This is a genomic window from Pseudomonas sp. 58 R 12, from assembly GCF_900005865.1.
Classification (GTDB): Bacteria; Pseudomonadota; Gammaproteobacteria; order Pseudomonadales; family Pseudomonadaceae; genus Aquipseudomonas; species Aquipseudomonas tritici.
The window spans coordinates 1-19,895 of the sequence record NZ_CVTP01000002.1; the positions used below are offsets into that span (position 1 = coordinate 1).

The following is a 19,895-nucleotide window of genomic DNA, read 5'->3' on the forward strand; positions in this document are numbered from 1 at the left end:
TCGCCCAATGCCGCCCACGTCTGTTCGGCAAAACGCAGTGCCGCTTCGTGGCGACTGTCGCAGGCGATCCAATGCCGCAGCTCGGCTTGCTCCTGGTCGGTCAGGGCACCGGCGTGCAAGCGCACCGCCCACTCGGCGGCCGCCTCGGTAATGCTGTGCTGTTGCGGACCCTGGCTATTCACGTGTGAATCTCGAATTTTTCGTTATATAACGCTGTGACGTCTGACCTGGCGTATTTCGGTAACTCATTCGTCGGATGGCACCCCCTCGCCGTCCTGCAAGCGCTGCATCACGTAGGCCAAGGCCTTGGCCAGGTGCTTTTGCACGGAGCTGTCGGAGATGTCCAGGTGCCGGGCGACCTGGGCGTGGGTCATGCCTTCGATGCGGTTTAGACGGAAAATCTGCTGGGTGCGCTCCGGCAACTCCGCCAGTGCCTGCTTCAATGCCTGTCGCTGTTGCTGCGCCATTGCCTGAGCCTCCAACCCGGCCACTTCATCTTCAATCTCGGCCAGCGCCTCATGGGGCACGGAGTCTGTCTTGCGCCGCGCTTCCTGGCGAATATGGTCGATCAGCAGATTGCTCGCCGTCCGATAGAGATAGCCCTGGGAATTGTCGATGCGCTCGCCGGCCGGTTTTTCCGCCAGGCGCAGGAAGCTCTCCTGCACCAGGTCTGCGGCCAACTGCGGGTCCCGTACCTTGCGCGCCAGATACCCGCGCAGGGTATCGGCGTGCTTGAGAAACAGGCCTTTGAGATCCACGTCCGACAAACCGACTCCCTGGAATGTTAAGGAAACAGGCGGCATCTTAAGCGTTGTCGAGAATGATTTTCAATTGATATCTAATCTGATTCAACTGTACGAACGGTCTGATTAACGGTTCGATTATCGAACACATCCGCCGCCATCAATTGACCAAATTAACTAACCAGTACATTTTATCCACACAACTAACAAGAACTGTGGAGAAACCCTCAATGCCGCCCATCGTGCTGGTGCTCAACGGCCCCAACCTCAACTTGCTCGGCACCCGCGAGCCCGCCACTTACGGCCATGAAACCCTCGCCGACGTCGCCGCGCTGTGTGGCCGCAGCGCCGAACAGCTCGGGCTGAAAATCGAATTTCGCCAGACCAACCACGAAGGCGAACTGCTTGAGTGGATCCACGGCGCCCGCGCCCGTTGCGCCGGTATCGTGATCAACCCGGCGGCCTGGACCCACACCTCCGTAGCCATTCGCGACGCGCTGGTAGCCAGTGAAGTGCCGGTGATCGAGGTGCACTTGTCCAACGTGCATGCCCGTGAAGCGTTCCGCCATCACTCCTTTGTGTCGCCCATCGCCAAGGCGGTGCTGGCGGGGTTCGGCAGCCATGGCTACCACCTGGCCCTGGAACATTTCAGCCATCTGCTCAAAGGGTCGGCCCGATGAAACCGCGCATCCTCGCTGGCCTGATCGGCGCCGGCATCCAGGCTTCCCGCACACCGGCCCTGCACGAACAGGAAGGTGATGCCCAAGGCCTGCGCTACCTGTATCGCTTGATCGACCTTGAGCCCTTGCACTTGGACATCAACGCCCTGCCCGACCTGCTGCACGCCGCCGAGCTGATGCACTTCACCGGGCTGAACATTACCTACCCCTGCAAGCAGGCGATCCTGCCGCTGCTCGATGAACTGTCCGACGAGGCCCGTGGCATCGGTGCGGTCAATACAGTGGTGTTCAAGGACGGCAAACGCATCGGCCACAACACCGATTGCCTGGGGTTCGCCGAAGGATTTCGACGCAACTTGAATGACGTGGCGCGCCAACGTGTGGTGCAGATGGGCGCTGGCGGTGCGGGCGCAGCGGTGGCCCACGCGCTGTTGGCGGAAGGTGTGGAGCAGTTGAGCATTTTCGACGTGGACGCCAATCGCGCCCGCGACCTTGTGGATAACCTCACGCAACGTTTCGGTGCTGGCCGGGCCCAGGTCGGCAACCACTTGGAGAACGCGATGGCCGAGGCCGACGGCGTGGTCAATACCACGCCGATGGGCATGGCCAAGCTGCCCGGCACACCGGTGCCGGCCGCTCTGTTGCGCACTGAGTTATGGGTCGCGGAAATCGTGTATTTCCCACTCGAGACCGAGCTGCTGCGCGACGCCCGCGCCTTGGGCTGCCGCACGCTGGATGGCGGCAACATGGCGGTGTTTCAGGCGGTGAAGGCGTTTGAGTTGTTCAGTGGGGAGGTGCCGGATGCAGACCGGATGTTGGCGCACTTCCAGAGCATGAACATTTCACTGTAGTAACCGAATCCAAATGTGGGAGCGGGCTTGCTCGCGAAGGCGGTGTGTCAGTCACTCAATGTGTTAACTGATCCACCGCATTCGCGAGCAAGCCCGCTCCCACAGGGATTGCATTTCAGCCTTGAGAGTCGCGCGCACTCAAGCCTGCAAATAGCGCATCACCGAGTCACAAATCATGTCCCGATGCCGCTGTTTAATCGCTTCATCCGACAACTCAATCTGAAAGATCTCGCTGAACGTATGGCGGTTGGACACACGGTAAAAGCTGAACGAGTTGATCAGCAAATGCACATCCAGCGGCTCCAGCCCCTCGCGAAACACCCCCATCTCGGCCCCGCGACGCAACGTCGCGCCCAGCGCTTCGAGAATGTTGCTGTTCATCGCCTTGATCGCATCCGAGCGCTTCACGTACTCGGCATTGTGGATATTTTCGATGCTGACAATGCGCACGAAATCCACGTTCTGGTCGTGGTGATCAAAGGTGAATTCCACCAGCCGACGGATCGCCTCGCGCGGTTCCAGCGCGGTGAGGTTCATCTGGGTTTCGGTGGTGCGAATGTCGCCGTAGAGCTTTTCCAGCACCTCGACGTACAACTGCTCCTTGCTGCCGAAGTAGTAATAGATCATGCGCTTGGAGGTGTGGATGCGCTCGGCGATTGCATCCACGCGAGCGCCGGAAAGGCCCTGCTGGACAAACTCCACAATGGCTTCCTGGAGTATGTTCTCGCGGGTCTTTTCCGGGTTGTTCTTACGACTCTTGCGGGGTGCCTCGGAGGTCATGGTGCGCTCACGGCCAGTGTTGTGCAGGCCGTGATTATGGGCCGCGATGCTGCCTGAAAGAAAGCGCCGGCCTGCCGTTATAAACGCGCCTGGCGAACCGCACCGCTGCGCGATTTGGCCATTGCCGCCAAGCGCACCGCCACATTGGCCGCACCGTAGCCGGCATAGCCGTTCTTGCGTTGGATGATCTCGAAGAAAAACCGCCCTTCAAAGGGTTCGGTGTACACGTGAAACAACTCACCGCCCTGAGCGTCGCGGTCGTACAGCACGTTGTAATACGCCAGCTCGCTGAGGAACTCCTCGTCAAAGTCGAAACGTGCCGCCAGGTCATCGTAATAGTTGAGCGGGATATCCAGCAGCGGCACCCCCGCCTCCTTGGCGCGGCTCACTTCGGCGAAAATATCTGCGCAATCGAAGGCAATGTGGTGCACTCCCGAGCCGCGATAGCTCGACAGGGCATGGGAAATGGCGGTATTGCGGTTCTCGGAGATGTTCAGCGGCAGGCGAATCGAGCTGCACCGGCTGCGCAATGCGCGGCTTTTCACCAGGCCGTAAGGATCGGGCAGCACCACTTCATCATCGGCCTCGAAATCCAGCAGGCTCTTGTAGAACAGCACCCAACTGTCGAGGCTGTCGGCCGGCAGGGCCATCGCCATATGGTCAATGCGCAACAGGCCGCCGCTGGTGGTCGAAGCGGTTTGCAGGTTGAAGTCGGTGTCGTACAGCGTGCCTTCACTTGGGTCCACCAGGTAAATCAGGCTGCCATCCGGTGCGCGCACCGCGGCCAATTCCAACTCGTTAGGCCCGACCAGGCCGCGATACGGCTGGCCCTTGTAGGCCACCGCGCGCTCCAGCGCCTTGGCGCTGTCCTTGACCCGGATCGCGGTGGCACACAACGACGGCCCGTGGGCCTCGAAAAAGTTGTGGGCAAAAGAATAGGGTTCGCAGTTGAGGATCAGGTTGATATCACCCTGGCGCAGCAGGCTCACGCTCTTGGAGCGATGCTGCCCGGCCTTGACGAAGCCCAGGCGTTCCAGCCAGTGCGTCAGCTTGGCGCCGAGGCTTTCATCGACAGCGAATTCGAGGAATTCGATACCGTCGTATTCGCTGGCGGCCGGGGTATCAAACAAAATCTCGACCGGTTGCGCCGGTGCTTCCTGCTTCAGGCGTTCGCGGGTTTTCTCCTCCAGGTACAGCAAGGAGCGCAGGCCATCCGCCGCATTAGCACGGGTGGGCGCGGCGCGGAAGCCGTCGTTGAAGATTTCCAGGGACAGGGGCCCGGTGTAGCCACTCTTGATGATCGGCGCGAGGAACCCCGCTAGGTCGAATTCGCCCTGGCCGGGGAAGCAGCGGAAATGTCGGCTCCATTCCAGGACGTCCATGGCCAGGATTGGCGCGTCGGCCATTTGTACAAAAAAGATCTTGTCGCCGGGGATCTCGGCAATGGCACTCGGGTCGCCGTTCAGGGACAGGGTGTGGAAGCTGTCGAGCAGTACGCCCAAGTTTGGGTGATTAACCTGACGCACCAGGTTCCACACCTGTTGCCACGTGTTCACATGCTTGCCCCAGGCCAGGGCTTCATAGCCGATGCGCAGGCCTCGGCGGCCGGCGTGTTCGGCCAACAGGCTCAGGTCATCGAGTAAAATGCGCTCGTCACCTACACAGTCGGCCGACGCATTGCTGCACACTAGCACCAGGTCGGTGCCCAGCTCTTGCATCAAGTCGAACTTACGCTCGGCGCGTTCCAGGTTGCGCGCCAGCCTGTCACGGCGGCAACCTTCAAAGTCGCGAAACGGCTGGAACAAGGTGATGGCAATGCCGAGGTCGGCGCACATCTGCCTGACTTCACGGGGGCTGCCGTCGTAGTACAACAAGTCGTTCTCGAAGATTTCGACCCCATCAAACCCGGCGGCGGCAATGGCTTCGAGCTTTTCCGGCAGGGTGCCGCTCAAGGAAACAGTGGCGATGGAACGTTGCATGGGCGACTCCCGGCAATTGTTGTTTGCAGCAAATTATTCGCCCCCAGCCTACACGCAGCAATTAAAATGTACGAACCGGTTAGTTTTTGGTGCGATTATCGAACACTATGCCGGTTTGGCGAATTGACGATTTTTTAGCCACTGCGCACCATCGATGACGCAACAGACCCAGAACACACCATAAAAATTTCAAAAAACGGGTACGACCTCATGCCTCTGCAAAATTCCGCCCTGGCCGCGCGCCCAGGCACCCCGCACGCCGGCATCGGCGACAAGATCCGCGGCGCCCTGGCCGTGGGCAAAACGCGCTGGGGCATGCTGGCCCTGGTGTTTTTCGCCACCACCCTGAACTACATCGACCGCGCCGCGCTGGGCGTCATGCAGCCGATCCTCGCCAAAGAGATGAGTTGGACGGCGATGGACTACGCCAACATCAACTTCTGGTTCCAGGTCGGCTACGCCATCGGCTTTGTGCTGCAGGGCCGACTGATCGACCGCGTGGGCGTGAAACGCGTGTTCTTCTGCGCGGTATTGCTGTGGAGCCTGGCGACGGGCGCCCACGGCCTGGCCACTTCGGCGGTCGGCTTTATGGTGTGCCGCTTCATCCTCGGGCTGACCGAAGCCGCCAACTACCCGGCGTGCGTCAAAACCACGCGCCTGTGGTTCCCGGCCGGTGAGCGTGCGGTGGCGACCGGTATCTTCAATGCCGGCACCAACGTGGGCGCGATGATGACACCGATGCTGTTGCCGTTGATCCTGCACGTGTGGGGCTGGCAGGCAGCGTTCCTGTGCATGGCGTCACTGGGCGCGATCTGGCTAGTGTTCTGGGGTTTGAAGTACTACAACCCGGAAGACCATCCGACGGTTAAACAATCCGAATTGGACTACGTGCAACGGGAAGTCGAACCGGAACAACCCGGCGTACCCTTCAGCCGCATCCTGCGCATGCGCGGCACCTGGGCCTTCGCCATCGCCTATGCGCTGACCGCGCCAGTGTTCTGGTTCTACCTGTACTGGCTGCCGCCGTTCCTGAACCAGCAATACAACCTGGGCATCAACGTCACCCAGATGGGCATCCCGCTGATCATCATTTACCTGACCGCCGACTTCGGCAGCGTGGGAGGCGGGATTCTGTCGTCGTTCCTGATCGGCCGTGGCATGAACTCGATCAAGGCGCGGCTGCTGTCGATGCTGCTGTTTGCCTGCTGCATCGTCGGCGTGATCATGGCGGCCGGCTCCAGCCAGCTGTGGGTCGCCGTGTTTGCCATCTCCCTGGCGATTGGCGCGCATCAGGCCTGGACTGCCAACATCTGGAGCCTGGTGATGGACTACACGCCCAAGCACATGATGAGCACGGTGTTTGGTTTCGGCGGCATGTGCGCGGCCATCGGCGGCATGTTCATGACTCAGATCGTCGGCCACATCCTTACCGTGACCAACAATAACTACACCGTGTTGTTCACGCTGATCCCGGCGATGTACTTCATTGCGCTGACCTGGATGTACTTCATGGCGCCGCGCAAGATTCCTACCGTAGACGTCTGATCTACCTGCGCCGCTGCTGCCAGGCAGCGGCCAGCCCGCTCATGCAGATCACCCCGATGCCGACCACCGTGGTCAAGTCGGGGGTATGGTTGAACACCAGCCAGCCCAACAACCCCGCGAATACGATCTGGCAATAGCCGAACGGCGCCAACAAGGCCGGCGCCGCGAAGCGGAACGCCTGGGTCAGCATCAAGTGCGCAGTCATCCCGCAGGTACCCAGGGCCAGCATCAACACGCCATGCCACAGCGTCGGGACCTGCCAGAAGAACGGCACCATCGCACTCATCACCAAGGTATTGCACAGGCCGGCGAAAAAGTTGCTGGTGGTGGGGGTGTCGAATTTACTCAGGATGCGCGTGAGCAGTTGGTAGAAGCAGAAGAACAGCGCCGAACACAGCGGCAGCAATACGGCCGGGGTAAACAGCTCGCCGCCGGGGTGGATAATGATCAGCACGCCGACAAACCCGCAGATGACCGCCAGCCACTGGCCGCGCGTCACGTGCTCGCCGAGCAGAGGCACCGAGAGCGCCGTCACCAGGATCGGCGCGAGGAAGTTCACCGCCGTGGCTTCCGCCAGCGGGATGTAATGCAGCGCCGCAGTGAAAAACAGGCTGGTGCCCAGCAGGCACAGCGCCCGCACCACCTGCATCCCCGGTCGTTTACTGCGCAATACACGCAGGCCTGATTGCGGCAGGAAGATGCCGGCCATCAACAAGGTATGCACCAGGTAACGCGCCCACACCACCATCACGACGGGGTAGAACCCCGCCAGGTATTTGGACAAGGCGTCGTGGCTGGAGAACAGGAACGTCGCCAGCACAATCAGCAGGATGCCCTTGAAAGGATGGTTGACGCCGGATAGAGGAGTACTGACGGTCATTGAATTCTCTTGCGTGACGGGCTGAACACGGAGCACTGAATGAAATAGCGCTCAACCCGGTAATCTAGCAGCTGGGCCGGAGTCTGCCCCAAGAGCATAACCAAACACCGTGCGAACAGCGCACTAAATCACGGGATTCGAGTCCAACGCTGCACGTTGATTGCCGTATTGCACACTTTTTAACCAAGGCCCTGCCGCTATGAAAAAAACCCTCTTTGTTCTGTCTGCCCTTGCCCTGCTCACCGCTTGCAATCAGGAAGCGAAGGAAGCACCCAAACCTGCCCCGGCTTCGGTGCAGGCCACCCTGGTGCCAGAGACCCCGCCCACCGACAAATGGGTCGGCAAGTGGATCGGCGTCGAAGGCCTCAACCTGACCATCGCCAAGGACGACAGCATTGGCCGTGGTCATTACATCCTCACCATGCAATACGGCCTGGACGCCGATGACTCGGGCACCTTCAAGGGTGAAGCCGCCGAAGACGGCATCGCCTTCACCCGCCCCGACGGTCCACAGCTATTGCGGGCTGGCGACGGTGCCGCCACCGGGCTGAAATGGCTCGCGGATAAAAAGGACTGCCTGATTGTCGATACCGGCGAAGGCTATTGCCGCTAATAACGACCATAATCAAACACTGTCATCACCCAGAGGATTGCCCACATGCTATGGAAAAAAGGCCGACGCAGCGACAACGTGGTGGATGCCCGCAGTGACGGCGGCGGCGGTGGGGGCGGCATGCGCTTTGGTGGCGGCAAAGGCCTGAGCCTGACGGCGATTGTGCTGATCGTCGGCATCGGCTGGCTGACCGGCCAGGACCCGATGCAGATCCTCGGTCAGTTGACCGGCCAGATGGAACAGGCACCGTCAGTGAGCACCCAATCGCGCCAGGCGCCGCCGGCCAACGATGAGCAAGCCGATTTTGTGCGGGCCGTCCTGGGCGATACCGAAGACACCTGGGGCCAGGTGTTCCAGGAAAACGGGTTGGCCTACAAGAATCCGAAACTGATCCTGTTCCGTGGCCGGGTGAATTCGGCCTGCGGTGGCGCCACCTCGGCCAGCGGTCCGTTTTATTGCCCGGCTGACCAGCAGGTGTACCTGGACCTGGAGTTTTTCCGGGAAATGTCGCAACGTTTCCAGGCCGCCGGCGACTTTGCCCAGGCGTATGTGATCGCCCACGAAGTCGGGCACCACGTGCAGACGTTGCTCGGCATCTCGTCGAAAATCCAGGCCGCGCGCCAACAGGGCCGGCAAATGGAAGGCGACGGAGGCCTGCTGGTCCGTCAGGAACTGCAAGCCGACTGCTTCGCCGGGGTGTGGGCCAACCGTGCGCAAAAGCGCTTGAACTGGCTGGAGCCCGGCGACATTGAAGAAGCGCTGAATGCGGCCAACGCGATTGGCGACGACCGCTTGCAGCAACAGGGTCAGGGCCGTGTAGTACCGGACTCGTTTACCCACGGCACCTCGGCACAGCGGGTACGCTGGTTCAAGACTGGCTTCGCCCAGGGCCAGATCAATCAATGCGATACGTTTACGGCCAAGAGTCTCTAGATGACTAAACGATTGGGATTGCTGTTGGGTTTGATGCTGGCCTGCTCTACCACCTTGGCCGCGGAACATGGCGTCAACGTCGTGAGTCCCGATCGTTTTCACCTGGATGCCGGTGACCTCAGCGTCGGCGTGAGCCAGGACTGGCGCCAGCCGCTGCCCCAGGTCACCCGTGCGTTGATCATCGTGCATGGTCGCCTGCGTAACGCGCAGACTTACCTGCAAAGCGGTGAAGACGCCGCCGAACACGCAGGCCAAGCTGCCCATACGCTGGTGATAGCGCCGCAGTTTCTGAATGAGTTCGACGTGAAGCGCAACCACTTGGACAACCAGGTACTGCGCTGGAAGGGCAATGATTGGATGGCCGGCGAGTCCTCGACCGGCCCTGGCCAGGTCAGCTCGTACGGCGCCCTCGACCAGATCATCAAGCACCTGGGCAATCGCACGCTGTTCCCGGCGCTGAAAGAAATTGTGGTGGCTGGCCACTCCGGCGGCGGCCAAGTGGTGCAGCGTTTCGCCCTCACCGGGCACGAACACCCTACCCTCCTGACCGAAGGCATCCGCTTGCGCTATGTGGTGGCCAATCCGTCTTCCTACGCCTACTTCAGCCCACAGCGCCCGCTGAAGTTCGACGCGGCCAACTGCCCAGGCTTCGACGACTGGAAATATGGCATGCAACACTTGCCGGCCTACGCCAAGGGCCAGAGTGCCGAACAGCTTGAGCGGGTTTATGTGTCACGCAACGTTACCTATCTACTGGGCCAGCAGGACACCGACCCAAACCACCCGGCACTGGATAAAAGCTGTGAAGCCGAGACCCAAGGCGCGTATCGCCTGATTCGCGGGCACAACTATTTTGACTACCTCCAGCAGCGGCATCCGCAGTTGGGCCACAGGTTGGTGGAAGTGCCTGGAGTGGGGCATAACGGGGATGGGATGTTTACGTCGCCGGAGGGCCAGAAGGTACTGTTCCAATAACCCCCCCTGAAGAAGCCCACATTTGATCTCTATTGTCTGGGCTGGATCATCCGGCGCAGCGCCGCGCAATCCTCGGCATGCCAATCCGCCAACTCCGGCCACGGGTTTTCCGGCACGTTAACCAACACCGTCCGCGCACCTGCCGCTCGGCCGCAATCCAGGTCGAAGCGGTAATCGCCGACCATCACCATCTCGCTCGGCGCGACATCCCAGGCTACCGCCAGTTTCAGCAAACCACCCGGGTCCGGCTTCGGCGGCGCATCATCACGCCCCAGCACATCCTCGATGGCAAAACAGTCCGCCAGGCCGATCGCCTCCAACGTAACGTGGGCCAACTCCTGCGCATTGCGGGTCAGGATGCCCAGCCGATAGCCCCGCCCGGCCAGTTCGCGCACCAACTCAACCGCGCCATCTGCGGCGACCGAACCCAGCGCCAACTCGCGCTCATGCTCCAGCAGCCAGGCATGCTTGGCCGCCGCCTCATCCGCGGGCAACGCCGCCAGATGCGTGAGAATATCGTCCTCGGGCGGGATCTCCAGGGCCACGCGAATGGCCGCAAAATCATGCACGGCCACCGTCAGCGTGCCATCCATGTCGAACACCCAGTGCGTAACGTCCGCCAGGCTCATGCCCAGTCCTTGCGATGGCGAATCAAGCCTTCCTGGGTCACCGAGGCCACCAGTTGCCCGGCGCGGTTGTACACGCTGCCCCGGGAGAACCCACGGGAATTGCCGGCCCACGGGCTGTCCATGGCGTACAGCAACCAGTCATCGGCGCGCAGGTCAGCGTGAAACCACAGCGCATGGTCGAGGCTGGCGACCTGCATGTCTTTCTGCCACACGGTCTTGCCATGGGGCAGCAACGAGGTGGTCAACAGGCCGAAGTCAGAGGCGTAGGCCAGCAGGTACTTATGCAGCGCCGGCGCGTCGGCCAACGCGCCGTCGGCACGAAACCACACGTACTTGACCGGGTCGGATGGCTGCGGGTTGAACGGGTCTTTTTCGGTGACCGGGCGCACTTCGATCGGCTTGGGGCACAGCAACTTGTCGCGCATATGCTCGGGGATCAAGTGCGCACGCTGTTTGGTCAGCTCAAGCTCGGACGGCAAGTTTTCCGGGCCGACCACTACGGGCATGGTGGTCTGATGGTCGAAGCCTTGTTCGTCGTACTGGAACGAGGCACTGCAGGTAAAGATCGGGTGGCCCTTCTGGATCGCCGTCACACGACGTGTGCTGAAACTGCCGCCGTCGCGTACGCGGTCCACTGAATACACCACCGGCAACGCCGCATCACCAGGACGCAGGAAGTAACCATGCAGGGAATGCACGTGCCGCGCTTCTTCTACGGTCTGGCTGGCGGCCGACAGGGATTGGCCGAGCACCTGGCCGCCGAACAGTTGGCGAAAACCCAGGTCCTGGCTGCGGCCGCGAAAGAGGTTTTCCTCGATCGGCTCCAGGGTCAGCAAGTCCACCAGATCTTCCAATACTTGGCTCATAGAGCAACTCCTACAACAATCGATAGGGCATTCCGGGCTGCTTATCCGTGCAGCGTGTCCAACCATTGGGCGCGGGTGATGCGATACAAAACATGATGGCGCAGCGGGTCATCGGCTGCGACCTTGGGGTGTTCAAAATCTGCCTGGGGATCGTAATGCATACCGATGGCCTGCATGACTTTTTGTGATGGCAGATTGGATTGCGTGGTGAAGGCGATGATTTCGTCCAGTTGCAAGCGGTCGAAACCGCAGCGCAGCGCGGTCCACGCCGCCTCGCTGGCGTAACCCAGGCCCCAGTGTTCGCGAGCCAGGCGCCAACCGATTTCCACCGCCGGGGTAAAATCCGCTTCGAAGCTGACATTCAGCAACCCGGTAAGGCCAATGAAGTCACCGGTGTCCTTGCGCTGCAATGCCCACAGGCCAAAGCCGTATTCGGCGAAATGACCACGAATCCGGCCGATCAACGCAGCGCTTTCCAGATGGCTCAGCTTGGCCGGGAAATAGCGCATCACCTGCGGGTCGGCGCACATGCGCGCAAACTCCAGCAGGTCGCTGTCGCGCCATTGGCGCAGCACCAGCCGTGCGCTTTCCAATTCGAGTATCGGCTCCATGGGTCCCCTCCCTTGCCATGTGCGTGAGTGTACAGCGCTGGTAAGATCCGTCGCAGGTTCCCGTCAGAAAATCCCATGCCATTGCCATTGATCTACCACGATGACTACAGCCCCGAGTTCCCGGCGGACCATCGCTTCCCCATGGACAAATTCCGCCTGTTGCGCGACCACCTGGTGTCCACGGGACTGACCGACGACAGCCAACTGCTGCGCCCACAACTGTGCCCACCGCAAATTCTGGCCCTGGCCCATGACGCTGGGTATATCGAGCGCTATATGAGCGGCGAGTTGTCCCGCGAAGACCAACGGCGCCTCGGCCTGCCTTGGAGCGAAGCCTTGGCCCGGCGCACCGTGCGTGCAGTCGGCGGCTCTATCCTGGCGGCGGAACAGGCGTTGGAACACGGCCTGGCCTGCCACCTGGCCGGTGGCACCCATCACGCGCATTACGATTACCCGGCCGGTTTTTGCATCTTCAATGACCTGGCCGTGATCAGCCATTACCTGCTGGCCAGCGGCCGGGTCAACCGCGTGCTGATCTTCGACTGCGACGTGCACCAGGGTGACGGCACCGCGCGCATCCTCCACGACACGCCGGACGCCATCACCGTGTCGCTGCACTGTGAAAAGAACTTCCCGGCGCGCAAAGCCCAGAGCGACTGGGACATTCCGCTGCCGATGGGCATGGGCGATGCCGATTACCTCAAGGTGGTGGACGACGCCCTTAACTACCTGTTGCCGCTCTATCAACCGGACTTGGTGTTGTACGACGCGGGCGTCGATGTACATAAAGACGACGCCCTCGGTTACCTCAAGCTGACAGACCAAGGCGTCGCCGCCCGCGACGAAAGCGTCATGCGCCACTGCCTGGGCCGCGACATCCCGGTGATGGGCGTGATCGGCGGCGGCTACAGCAAGGACCGCCCGGCCCTCGCCCGCCGCCACGGCATCCTCCACCACAGTGCGCAACGGGTGTGGACGTCATCAGGTTGTCATTGAACCGTGGGCGTTACCCACAATGCCTGTGGAACCACCTGTGGATAAGTTGAGCGTAAGCGCCTGAAAGCCAGAAGCAGTATGGCCTGTAGGAAGTTGTACATTTTTTGATCAGGCAGTTGTGCCGTCCTCGGGTAGAATGCTCGGCCTATTCAGCGACCGTAGCCCAGCCCATGCCTCAGACCCCTGCTCTTCACGTTGCCATTATCGGCGGCGGCCCTACCGGGCTGATGGCTGCTGAAGTCTTGAGCCAGGCAGGCGTGCGCGTGGACCTGTACGACGGCATGCCCTCGGTGGGGCGCAAGTTCCTGCTGGCCGGCGTGGGCGGCATGAACATCACCCATTCCGAGGCGTACCCGGCGTTCCTGTCACGTTACGCCGAGCGCGCGCCGCATATGGCGCCCTTGTTGCGTGGGTTTGGTGCCGAAGCGTTGTGCGAATGGATTCATGGCTTGGGCATCGAAACCTTTGTCGGCACCTCCGGCCGCGTATTTCCTACGGACATGAAAGCCGCTCCCCTACTGCGTGCGTGGCTCAAGCGCCTGCGCGATCAAGGCGTGGTTATCCACACTCGCCATCGCTGGGTGGGCTGGAATACCGAGGGCGACTTACTTATCCACAGCCCGGATGGCGAGAAAACTGTCCACAGCGATGCAGCGTTGCTGGCCCTTGGCGGCGGCAGTTGGTCGCGGCTGGGGTCTGACGGTGCCTGGCTCAAGTTGCTGGAAGACAAAGGCGTGCCTTACATCCCATTGCAACCCAGTAATTGTGGCTTCGAGGTGTCGGCCTGGAGCGAATTGATGGTCAGTAAATTCGCCGGTGCGCCGTTGAAAAACGTCGCCATCGGCTTGGGGGATGACAAGCCTCGGTTAGGGGAATGTGTGGTCACTGCCACCGGCATTGAGGGCAGTTTGATCTACGCACTGTCGGCGCCGATTCGCGAAGCGATCAACCGCGACGGTTCGGCCACGGTGCACATCGACCTGTTGCCGAGCAAACCGCTGGATAAGGTCCAGGCTGCCTTGGCCAAGCCACGTGGCTCGCGCTCGATGAGCAAGCATTTGCACAGTCAGTTGGGGTTGGATGGGGTGAAAGCGGCGCTGTTGCGTGAGTTGGCACCGGCAGAGCACTTCAACGATCCGGCGCAACTGGCGGTGGCTATCAAGGCGCTGCCGTTGACGCTGGTGAAGACGCGACCGATGGATGAGGCGATCAGCACGGCAGGCGGCGTGCCGTTTGAGGCGTTGGATGAGCGCTTGATGCTCAAGCAATTGCCGGGGGTGTTTTGTGCGGGGGAGATGCTGGATTGGGAAGCGCCGACGGGGGGCTACCTACTGACGGGATGCTTTGCCAGCGGACGGGCGGCTGGGCGTGGCATGCTGGAATGGCTTAACCGCTGAGATGTGTGGTGAATCTAGAGCCGCCATCGCAGGCAAGCCAGCGCCCACATTTTGATGTGTGAACACCGTCAAATGTGGGAGCTGGCTTGCCTGCGATGAGGCCATCAGCAACGCCGCACAATCACTTCTTCTTACGCGGCCCAGTATTAAACACAGGCACCTTGCGCACCGGTTTGATCGAAGGCTCCACCGGTGCCGCATCCCCACTGTCCACCCACTTACCCAGGTTGCGCTTACCGCCACCACCCGACGTTTTAGGCTTCTTCGGTTTTTTCGGCTTCTTCACCACTTGCCCGCTGGCATCGGTGTCCGGCACGCGATGCTCCGGTTCGAAATCCTGCTCCATATGCCGGCTCAGCGTCTGACGCGTCAGCATCTCAATGGCCGATAGCATGTTCACCTCATCGGCGCACACCAGGGAAATCGCTTCACCGGTATTGCCCGCACGCCCGGTGCGGCCGATGCGGTGGATGTAATCCTCGGCCACAATCGGCAGGTCAAAGTTGACCACCAGCGGCAGGTCTTCGATGTCCAGGCCACGGGCCGCCACATCGGTAGCCACCAGGATCTGCACATCACTCGATTTAAAACGGTCCAGCGCACGTTGACGGGTGGCTTGCGGCTTGTCGCCATGGATGCCGTCGGCATTGATGCCCAGGCCTTGCAACTTATCCACCAGCGCATCCACGCCGTTACGGGTCTTGGCGAACACCAGCACCTGCTTCCAACGGCCTTTGCGCATCAGGTGCACAAACAGCTCAGCCTTACGCTTCTTGTCCACCGGCACCACCCATTGCTTCACGGTGTTGGCGGCGACGTTGCGCGGGCTGACTTCGATGGTCAGCGGGTCGTTGAGCATCTGACCGGCCAGCGTGCGGATCTCGTCGGAAAAGGTGGCGGAGAACAGCAGGGTCTGGCGCTTTTTCGGCAGCATGCGATAAATGTTGGCAAGCTCTTCGGAGAAGCCCAGGTCGAGCATGCGGTCGGCTTCATCCAGCACCAGGGTTTGCAACTGGTTGAGTTTCAGCGCGTTCTGGCGGAACAGGTCAATCAGGCGGCCAGGCGTAGCGACCAGGATGTCGACGCCTTTGCGCAGCTTCATCATCTGCGGGTTGATGCTCACGCCGCCGTACACGGCGTAAGTGGTCAGCGGCAGGTTTTGCGCGTACTCGGCAACGCTGGCGTGAACCTGTTCGGCGAGCTCGCGGGTTGGGCACAGGATCAGCGCACGCGCCGAGTTGGCAGCGACTTTCGGCCCTTCCATCGTCAACAGTTGCAGCAGCGGCACGGCGAAACCGGCGGTCTTGCCGGTGCCGGTCTGGGCCGCGGCCATCAGGTCGCGACCGGCCAGCACCGCCGGAATGGCTTGCGCCTGCACCGGCGTCGGGGTCTGGTAGCCAAGCGTCTCAAGGGCGCGCAGCAAGGGTTCGATCAGGCCAAGGGTGGCGAAAGTCATGTATTTACCGTAGGAAAAATTCAGCGCAAGGGCGTAATGCGCCGCAGTTTACCTTATTTCCGGCCTCGGCTTGCGCCACTGGGGCAGGCTGATCAATAGCACCGCGCTGATAATCACCAACATGGCCAGGGCTTCTTCCATGCCGATGGTCTCGCCCACGAATACGATCCCCAACAACACCGCCACCGCCGGGTTGACGTAGGCATAGCTGGTAGCCGCCGCCGGGCGTACATGCTTGAGCAGGTACATATAAGCGTTAAAGGCGATGATCGAACCGAATACAGCCAGATAAGCCAGGGCCAGCCAACCTTCCAGCGGTGGCATAGCCTGCAGGCGTTCACCGGTCAACGCGCTGCCGATCAACAACGTGACGCCGGCCACCAACATTTCTGCGGCACTGGCCATGGCCCCTTGAGGCAGCGGCAAGCGCCGGCTCCACACCGAACCAAATGCCCACGAAGCGGCAGCAAATAACAGCAAGGCAGCGCCCGTGGGGCTCGATTGCAACGTGCTGCCCATGTTGAGCATGGCGATGCCGATAATCCCCAGGACCACCCCGGCCCATTCCAGACGGGTATTACGCGCGCCCCAGAAATAGCCACAGAGCAAGGTGAACAACGGCACGGTGGCCACGGCCAGTGCGGCAACGCCGGACGACACACCCGAGTGTTCGGCCAACGTCACCGCGCCGTTGCCGAAAGTCAGCAGCAAAATGCCGATTTTGGCGGCGGCCTTCCACTGCTCCCACGTCGGCGCCGGCGCCCCGCGCCAGCGTAAATAGCCGTACATCGCCGCGCCCGCCAGCAAAAAGCGAATCCCACCCAACATCAACGGCGGCCAGTACTCCACACCAATCCGGATCACCAGGTAGGTAGACCCCCAGATCACATACAACGCAAAAAAGGCGGCGATCAACGGTAAGGGAAAGCGACGTGGGCCAGGCATTGAGCAGCTCTATGGCAGATGTAGGGAGGCTTATTCTAAAAAAGCAGGTCGATAAACATAAGTTACAAAACCTGTTTAAACCGCCCATACACTTTTCAAAGCATGGTAATCAGCGCTATAAGCCATGCTTTCGAAAGCCACGCGTTACCGGAGCCTTATCATGGACAAATACGACCGCCTGCTCCTCAGCGCCCTGCTCGAAGACGGCCGCGCCTCCTACGCGCAACTCGCCCGCAAGGTAAACCTCTCCGCCCCCGCCGTCGCTGAGCGAGTGGCGAAGCTTGAGGCCAGTGGCGTGATCACCGGTTATCAGGCCAAGGTGGACCTGTCCAAAGTCGGCTTGCCGATTCAATGCGTGATGGAGTTGCGGCTGACTAACCATGGCAGCCAAAAAACCTACGACGCCTTGGCGCAGATCCCTGAGCTGACCGAGTGCCATCGGGTAACGGGTGATCCGTGCGTGATCATGCAAGCGGCAGTGGGCACCATGCCGGAGCTGGAAAACCTGATTAATCGGGTGGCGAAGTTCGGGTTCAGCAAGACCTCGATCATTTTGTCGAGCGCGATAGAGCGGCGGGTGCCGTTGGGGCAGTTGGAGGGGATCGGGAAGAGTGGCGGCTGACCCACCGCCATCGCGGGCAAGCCCGGCTCCCACAATGAACCGAGTTACCTGGACTGCACGCGGTCAACCACGGGGTGGTGGATCGGGCGCTGTAGTGAGCGGGCTTGCCCCGCGCTGGGCTGCGAAGCAGCCCCAATAAGGCCGCCGCGATTTTTCAGTTAGCACTCGGTGCCAGGTTTTGGGGCCCAGCGCGGGGCAAGCCCGCTCACTACAAAGGCGGATCAGAACCCGCGATGTTTCTTCAGGTGCTCATTGATCTTCGCCGCCGGCACTTTTTGCAAGGTGCACAGCAACTCATGGGACAGTTCGCGCAGGCCGTGGGTGCCGCGCAGTTGCTGGGCCAGGTGCGCGGTCAGGTTGGCGGCCATCTCCGCATCCGCCATCGCCCGGTGAGCCTTGCCGGTGTGGGGCAGTTGGGCGAAGGCGTTGAGCGTGCCGAGTTTGTGGTTGGGCGCGGTGGGCATCAACCGGCGAGCCAGCAGTAGCGAACAAGCAAATTTCTGCAGGCGGGTGCGGCGGATCAAGCCCAGTTCGTAGTCCCAGAACTTCTGGTCGAACGCGGCATTGTGCGCCATCAAGGGCGTGGTGCCGACGAATTCATTGACTTCATTCATAACCCGCTCAGCCGGCGGTGCGCTGCGCAGCATGGCGTTGCTGATGCCGGTGAGTTGTTCGATAAAACCGGGGACGCGTACCCCGGCGTTCATCAGGCTCTGGTAGCGGTCCACGATCTGGCCGCGTTCCAGGATAACCACGGCGATTTCCGTAGCGCGGCAGTGGCTGCTCGGGGTGATGCCGGTGGTTTCAAAGTCGATGACCGCTATACGTTCCAACCTGTTCCAACTCCGTCTAACAATGTATTAAGCCGCAGCGCTTATTTGAGCAGCAACGCGCCTTCGATGGGTACGTAGCGACTGGCAGCGCGGATCAGTGAGTTGGCCGTCAGCCCCGGCACGCCGTAAGCCACGGCTTCAACGCCGTGCTTGTGGATGATGCGGTCGAGCAGCATGTCGAAATCACCGTCGCCGGAGGCCAGCACGATTTCGTCGACGTGGTCGGCGGCGTCCATGATGTCGAGGGTGATGCCCACGTCCCAGTCGCCCTTGGCCGAGCCGTCGCTGCGCTGGATGTAGGGTTTGAGTTTTACCGTAAAGCCCAGGTTGCGCAGGATCTGCTGGAATTGCTGCTGCTTGCTGTCGCCGCGGTCGATGGCGTACGCATAGGCCTCGACAATCTGCCCCCGCGAGCTGATGTCAGCCCACAGGGCGGCGTAGTTGAAGTGGCAACCATAGGCCTGGCGGACGGTGTAGTAGAGGTTTTGCACATCGGCGAACACTGCAATTTTCTTCACCGCACTTCCTCATGACAGCCAGGCGCCAGCGCCCGGAAAGGCTGCCAGTATGCCAGCCGCGAGAACGTTTCCGGGAAAAATCAGACCGGGGCGACGAAGCACCCCGGTCAAGGTGCGTCAGACGAAGGAATCGTCGTCGCCGAAGGAAGAAGAATCGTCGGAGTAATCGCTGTCGGCAAAGCTGTCCGAGGCGTTGTCGTTGCCCCAGTTGTCATTGCCGGCAAACTTCTGGTCATCGTTGCCCCAGTTGCCGCTGTCACTGGCAGGCGCGGGCTCTTCGCGGATGATTTCCTCGACGACTTGCGGCTGTTGCGAGTTGTGGTTGAACAGGCTGCTGATGCCCTCTGCCAACATCACACCACCGGCCACACCGGCAGCAGTTTTCAACGCGCCACCGAGGAAACCACTGCCCATTGGAGCGGCTGGCGCTTGCTGTGGCTGTTGATAACTCTGCTGCGGGGCGCCGTAGTTTTGCTGCGGCGCAGGCTGGCCAAAGGAAGGCCGCGCCGGTTCACGCCAGCCGCCGCCGGAAGAGGCCGGCGCGCTCTGTGCCGGTTGCGAATCACGTGAACCGCCTCCGCCAAAGATGCTCGACAAGAAACCACCGCCACCCGAAGCGGTGGGTTGCGCGGATTTGGCCCGTTGCAACTCCTCCTGCAATTGCTGGATTTGCTGCGCCTGTTGTTTGTTCTGCGCGTCGAGTGTCTTGAGCGCGTGTTCCTGCACCAGGATCGACTGGGTCATGTAATACCCGGCCGCCGGTTGGCGAGTCATGTGCTCCTTGATCCGCGCTTCGGCCTGGGCGTCGCGGGGGGCTGAGTCCGTTTCGGCTTGCTGCAACCGTGAAAACAGTCCATCGATCAGGGTTTGCTCTTCGCTGTTCATGGCGACCTCGTTAGATTGCCGGTAGAAAAATCGTGGTCTCGCCTTTAATCAGGCGCTGTCTCAGTTATGGGGGTGTTACGAGTTGTTTCAATGGTCTTTACTCAAGGTTTACGTTTGCGTACCGCCAGCCTTGATCGGTTAAAGTGTTGCCCTTGCTT

Annotated in this window: 22 protein-coding genes; 9 read left to right on the forward strand and 13 right to left on the reverse strand. The window is 61.0% G+C overall.

Annotation, left to right across the window (positions count from 1 at the left end):
• On the reverse strand, window positions 1-182 hold a 182-nt coding region (locus BFP95_RS00375), incomplete at its 3' end, for a FecR/PupR family sigma factor regulator (protein WP_139115284.1).
• Window positions 183-245: 63 nt separating this feature from the next.
• A complete protein-coding gene (locus BFP95_RS00380) occupies window positions 246-767 on the reverse strand; it encodes an RNA polymerase sigma factor (protein WP_049711425.1) in 522 nt (173 codons plus the stop codon).
• 206 nt (window positions 768-973) lie between these two features.
• Between BFP95_RS00380 and aroQ the strand changes: the two genes are divergently transcribed.
• The gene (gene aroQ / locus BFP95_RS00385; protein WP_065873640.1) at window positions 974-1,423 is read left to right on the forward strand and encodes a type II 3-dehydroquinate dehydratase; all 450 of its coding nucleotides are present in this window, start codon (window positions 974-976) and stop codon (window positions 1,421-1,423) included.
• Window positions 1,420-2,274, forward strand: a complete 855-nt coding sequence (locus BFP95_RS00390; RefSeq protein WP_065873641.1) for a shikimate dehydrogenase — start codon at window positions 1,420-1,422, stop codon at window positions 2,272-2,274. The genes aroQ and BFP95_RS00390 overlap by 4 nt, the downstream gene beginning before the upstream one ends.
• A 138-nt stretch (window positions 2,275-2,412) precedes the next feature.
• Here the strand turns inward: BFP95_RS00390 and BFP95_RS00395 are convergent, their stop codons facing one another.
• Entirely contained in the window at window positions 2,413-3,054 is a 642-nt protein-coding gene (locus BFP95_RS00395) for a TetR/AcrR family transcriptional regulator (RefSeq protein ID WP_049711422.1), read from the reverse strand.
• A gap of 77 nt (window positions 3,055-3,131) precedes the next feature.
• Window positions 3,132-5,033 (reverse strand): 3-dehydroshikimate dehydratase QuiC, encoded by a 1,902-nt coding sequence (quiC, locus tag BFP95_RS00400; protein WP_065873642.1) that lies wholly within the window; start codon window positions 5,031-5,033, stop codon window positions 3,132-3,134.
• Between the two features lie 210 nt (window positions 5,034-5,243).
• On the opposite strand from quiC, the gene BFP95_RS00405 reads away from it, so the two are divergent.
• Window positions 5,244-6,578 carry an MFS transporter gene (locus tag BFP95_RS00405; protein WP_065873643.1) on the forward strand — a complete coding sequence of 445 codons (1,335 nt, stop codon included), beginning with the start codon at window positions 5,244-5,246 and terminating at the stop codon, window positions 6,576-6,578.
• A 1-nt stretch (window position 6,579) separates the two neighbouring features.
• Here BFP95_RS00405 and BFP95_RS00410 read toward each other — a convergent pair whose 3' ends face one another.
• A complete protein-coding gene (locus BFP95_RS00410) occupies window positions 6,580-7,458 on the reverse strand; it encodes a DMT family transporter (RefSeq protein WP_065880391.1) in 879 nt (292 codons plus the stop codon).
• Window positions 7,459-7,657: 199 nt separating this feature from the next.
• Between BFP95_RS00410 and BFP95_RS00415 the strand changes: the two genes are divergently transcribed.
• Genes BFP95_RS00415 through BFP95_RS00425 form a run of 3 tightly spaced genes read left to right on the forward strand, consistent with a single transcriptional unit; the run spans window position 7,658 to window position 9,979 of the window.
• On the forward strand, window positions 7,658-8,071 hold the full coding sequence (locus tag BFP95_RS00415; protein WP_049711418.1) for a membrane lipoprotein lipid attachment site-containing protein: 414 nt from the start codon (window positions 7,658-7,660) through the stop codon (window positions 8,069-8,071).
• Window positions 8,072-8,116: 45 nt separating this feature from the next.
• Window positions 8,117-9,004, forward strand: a complete 888-nt coding sequence (locus tag BFP95_RS00420; RefSeq protein WP_065873645.1) for a KPN_02809 family neutral zinc metallopeptidase — start codon at window positions 8,117-8,119, stop codon at window positions 9,002-9,004.
• Window positions 9,005-9,979, forward strand: coding sequence for a hypothetical protein (locus BFP95_RS00425; RefSeq protein ID WP_065873646.1), 975 nt, complete (start codon window positions 9,005-9,007; stop codon window positions 9,977-9,979).
• A 29-nt stretch (window positions 9,980-10,008) separates the two neighbouring features.
• Here the strand turns inward: BFP95_RS00425 and BFP95_RS00430 are convergent, their stop codons facing one another.
• From BFP95_RS00430 to BFP95_RS00440, 3 genes are read right to left on the reverse strand one after another with little or no spacing between them, the layout of a single operon-like run.
• Window positions 10,009-10,608, reverse strand: coding sequence for an HAD family hydrolase (locus BFP95_RS00430; RefSeq protein WP_065908914.1), 600 nt, complete (start codon window positions 10,606-10,608; stop codon window positions 10,009-10,011).
• Window positions 10,605-11,474, reverse strand: coding sequence for an acyl-CoA thioesterase II (tesB, locus tag BFP95_RS00435; RefSeq protein WP_049711414.1), 870 nt, complete (start codon window positions 11,472-11,474; stop codon window positions 10,605-10,607). The genes BFP95_RS00430 and tesB overlap by 4 nt, the downstream gene beginning before the upstream one ends.
• A gap of 41 nt (window positions 11,475-11,515) precedes the next feature.
• The gene (locus BFP95_RS00440; protein ID WP_065908917.1) at window positions 11,516-12,085 is read right to left on the reverse strand and encodes a GNAT family N-acetyltransferase; all 570 of its coding nucleotides are present in this window, start codon (window positions 12,083-12,085) and stop codon (window positions 11,516-11,518) included.
• A 75-nt stretch (window positions 12,086-12,160) separates the two neighbouring features.
• Between BFP95_RS00440 and BFP95_RS00445 the strand changes: the two genes are divergently transcribed.
• A complete protein-coding gene (locus BFP95_RS00445; protein ID WP_065908919.1) occupies window positions 12,161-13,081 on the forward strand; it encodes a histone deacetylase family protein in 921 nt (306 codons plus the stop codon).
• A gap of 170 nt (window positions 13,082-13,251) precedes the next feature.
• Window positions 13,252-14,478, forward strand: a complete 1,227-nt coding sequence (locus BFP95_RS00450; protein ID WP_065873650.1) for a TIGR03862 family flavoprotein — start codon at window positions 13,252-13,254, stop codon at window positions 14,476-14,478.
• A gap of 121 nt (window positions 14,479-14,599) precedes the next feature.
• Here BFP95_RS00450 and BFP95_RS00455 read toward each other — a convergent pair whose 3' ends face one another.
• The gene (locus BFP95_RS00455; protein ID WP_065873651.1) at window positions 14,600-15,934 is read right to left on the reverse strand and encodes a DEAD/DEAH box helicase; all 1,335 of its coding nucleotides are present in this window, start codon (window positions 15,932-15,934) and stop codon (window positions 14,600-14,602) included.
• 48 nt (window positions 15,935-15,982) lie between these two features.
• On the reverse strand, window positions 15,983-16,879 hold the full coding sequence (yedA, locus tag BFP95_RS00460) for a drug/metabolite exporter YedA (protein WP_065873652.1): 897 nt from the start codon (window positions 16,877-16,879) through the stop codon (window positions 15,983-15,985).
• Window positions 16,880-17,039: 160 nt separating this feature from the next.
• On the opposite strand from yedA, the gene BFP95_RS00465 reads away from it, so the two are divergent.
• Window positions 17,040-17,501, forward strand: a complete 462-nt coding sequence (locus BFP95_RS00465) for an Lrp/AsnC family transcriptional regulator (RefSeq protein WP_065873653.1) — start codon at window positions 17,040-17,042, stop codon at window positions 17,499-17,501.
• Window positions 17,502-17,722: 221 nt separating this feature from the next.
• Here BFP95_RS00465 and BFP95_RS00470 read toward each other — a convergent pair whose 3' ends face one another.
• The 3 genes from BFP95_RS00470 to BFP95_RS00480 form a co-directional block, all read right to left on the reverse strand.
• Window positions 17,723-18,334: a 3'-5' exonuclease gene (locus tag BFP95_RS00470; RefSeq protein ID WP_065873654.1), complete on the reverse strand. Its 612-nt coding sequence runs from the start codon at window positions 18,332-18,334 to the stop codon at window positions 17,723-17,725.
• Between the two features lie 41 nt (window positions 18,335-18,375).
• Window positions 18,376-18,852 carry a LabA-like NYN domain-containing protein gene (locus BFP95_RS00475; RefSeq protein WP_065873655.1) on the reverse strand — a complete coding sequence of 159 codons (477 nt, stop codon included), beginning with the start codon at window positions 18,850-18,852 and terminating at the stop codon, window positions 18,376-18,378.
• 117 nt (window positions 18,853-18,969) lie between these two features.
• Window positions 18,970-19,737 carry a DUF2076 domain-containing protein gene (locus BFP95_RS00480; RefSeq protein ID WP_065908921.1) on the reverse strand — a complete coding sequence of 256 codons (768 nt, stop codon included), beginning with the start codon at window positions 19,735-19,737 and terminating at the stop codon, window positions 18,970-18,972.
• Window positions 19,738-19,895 lie beyond the last annotated feature (158 nt).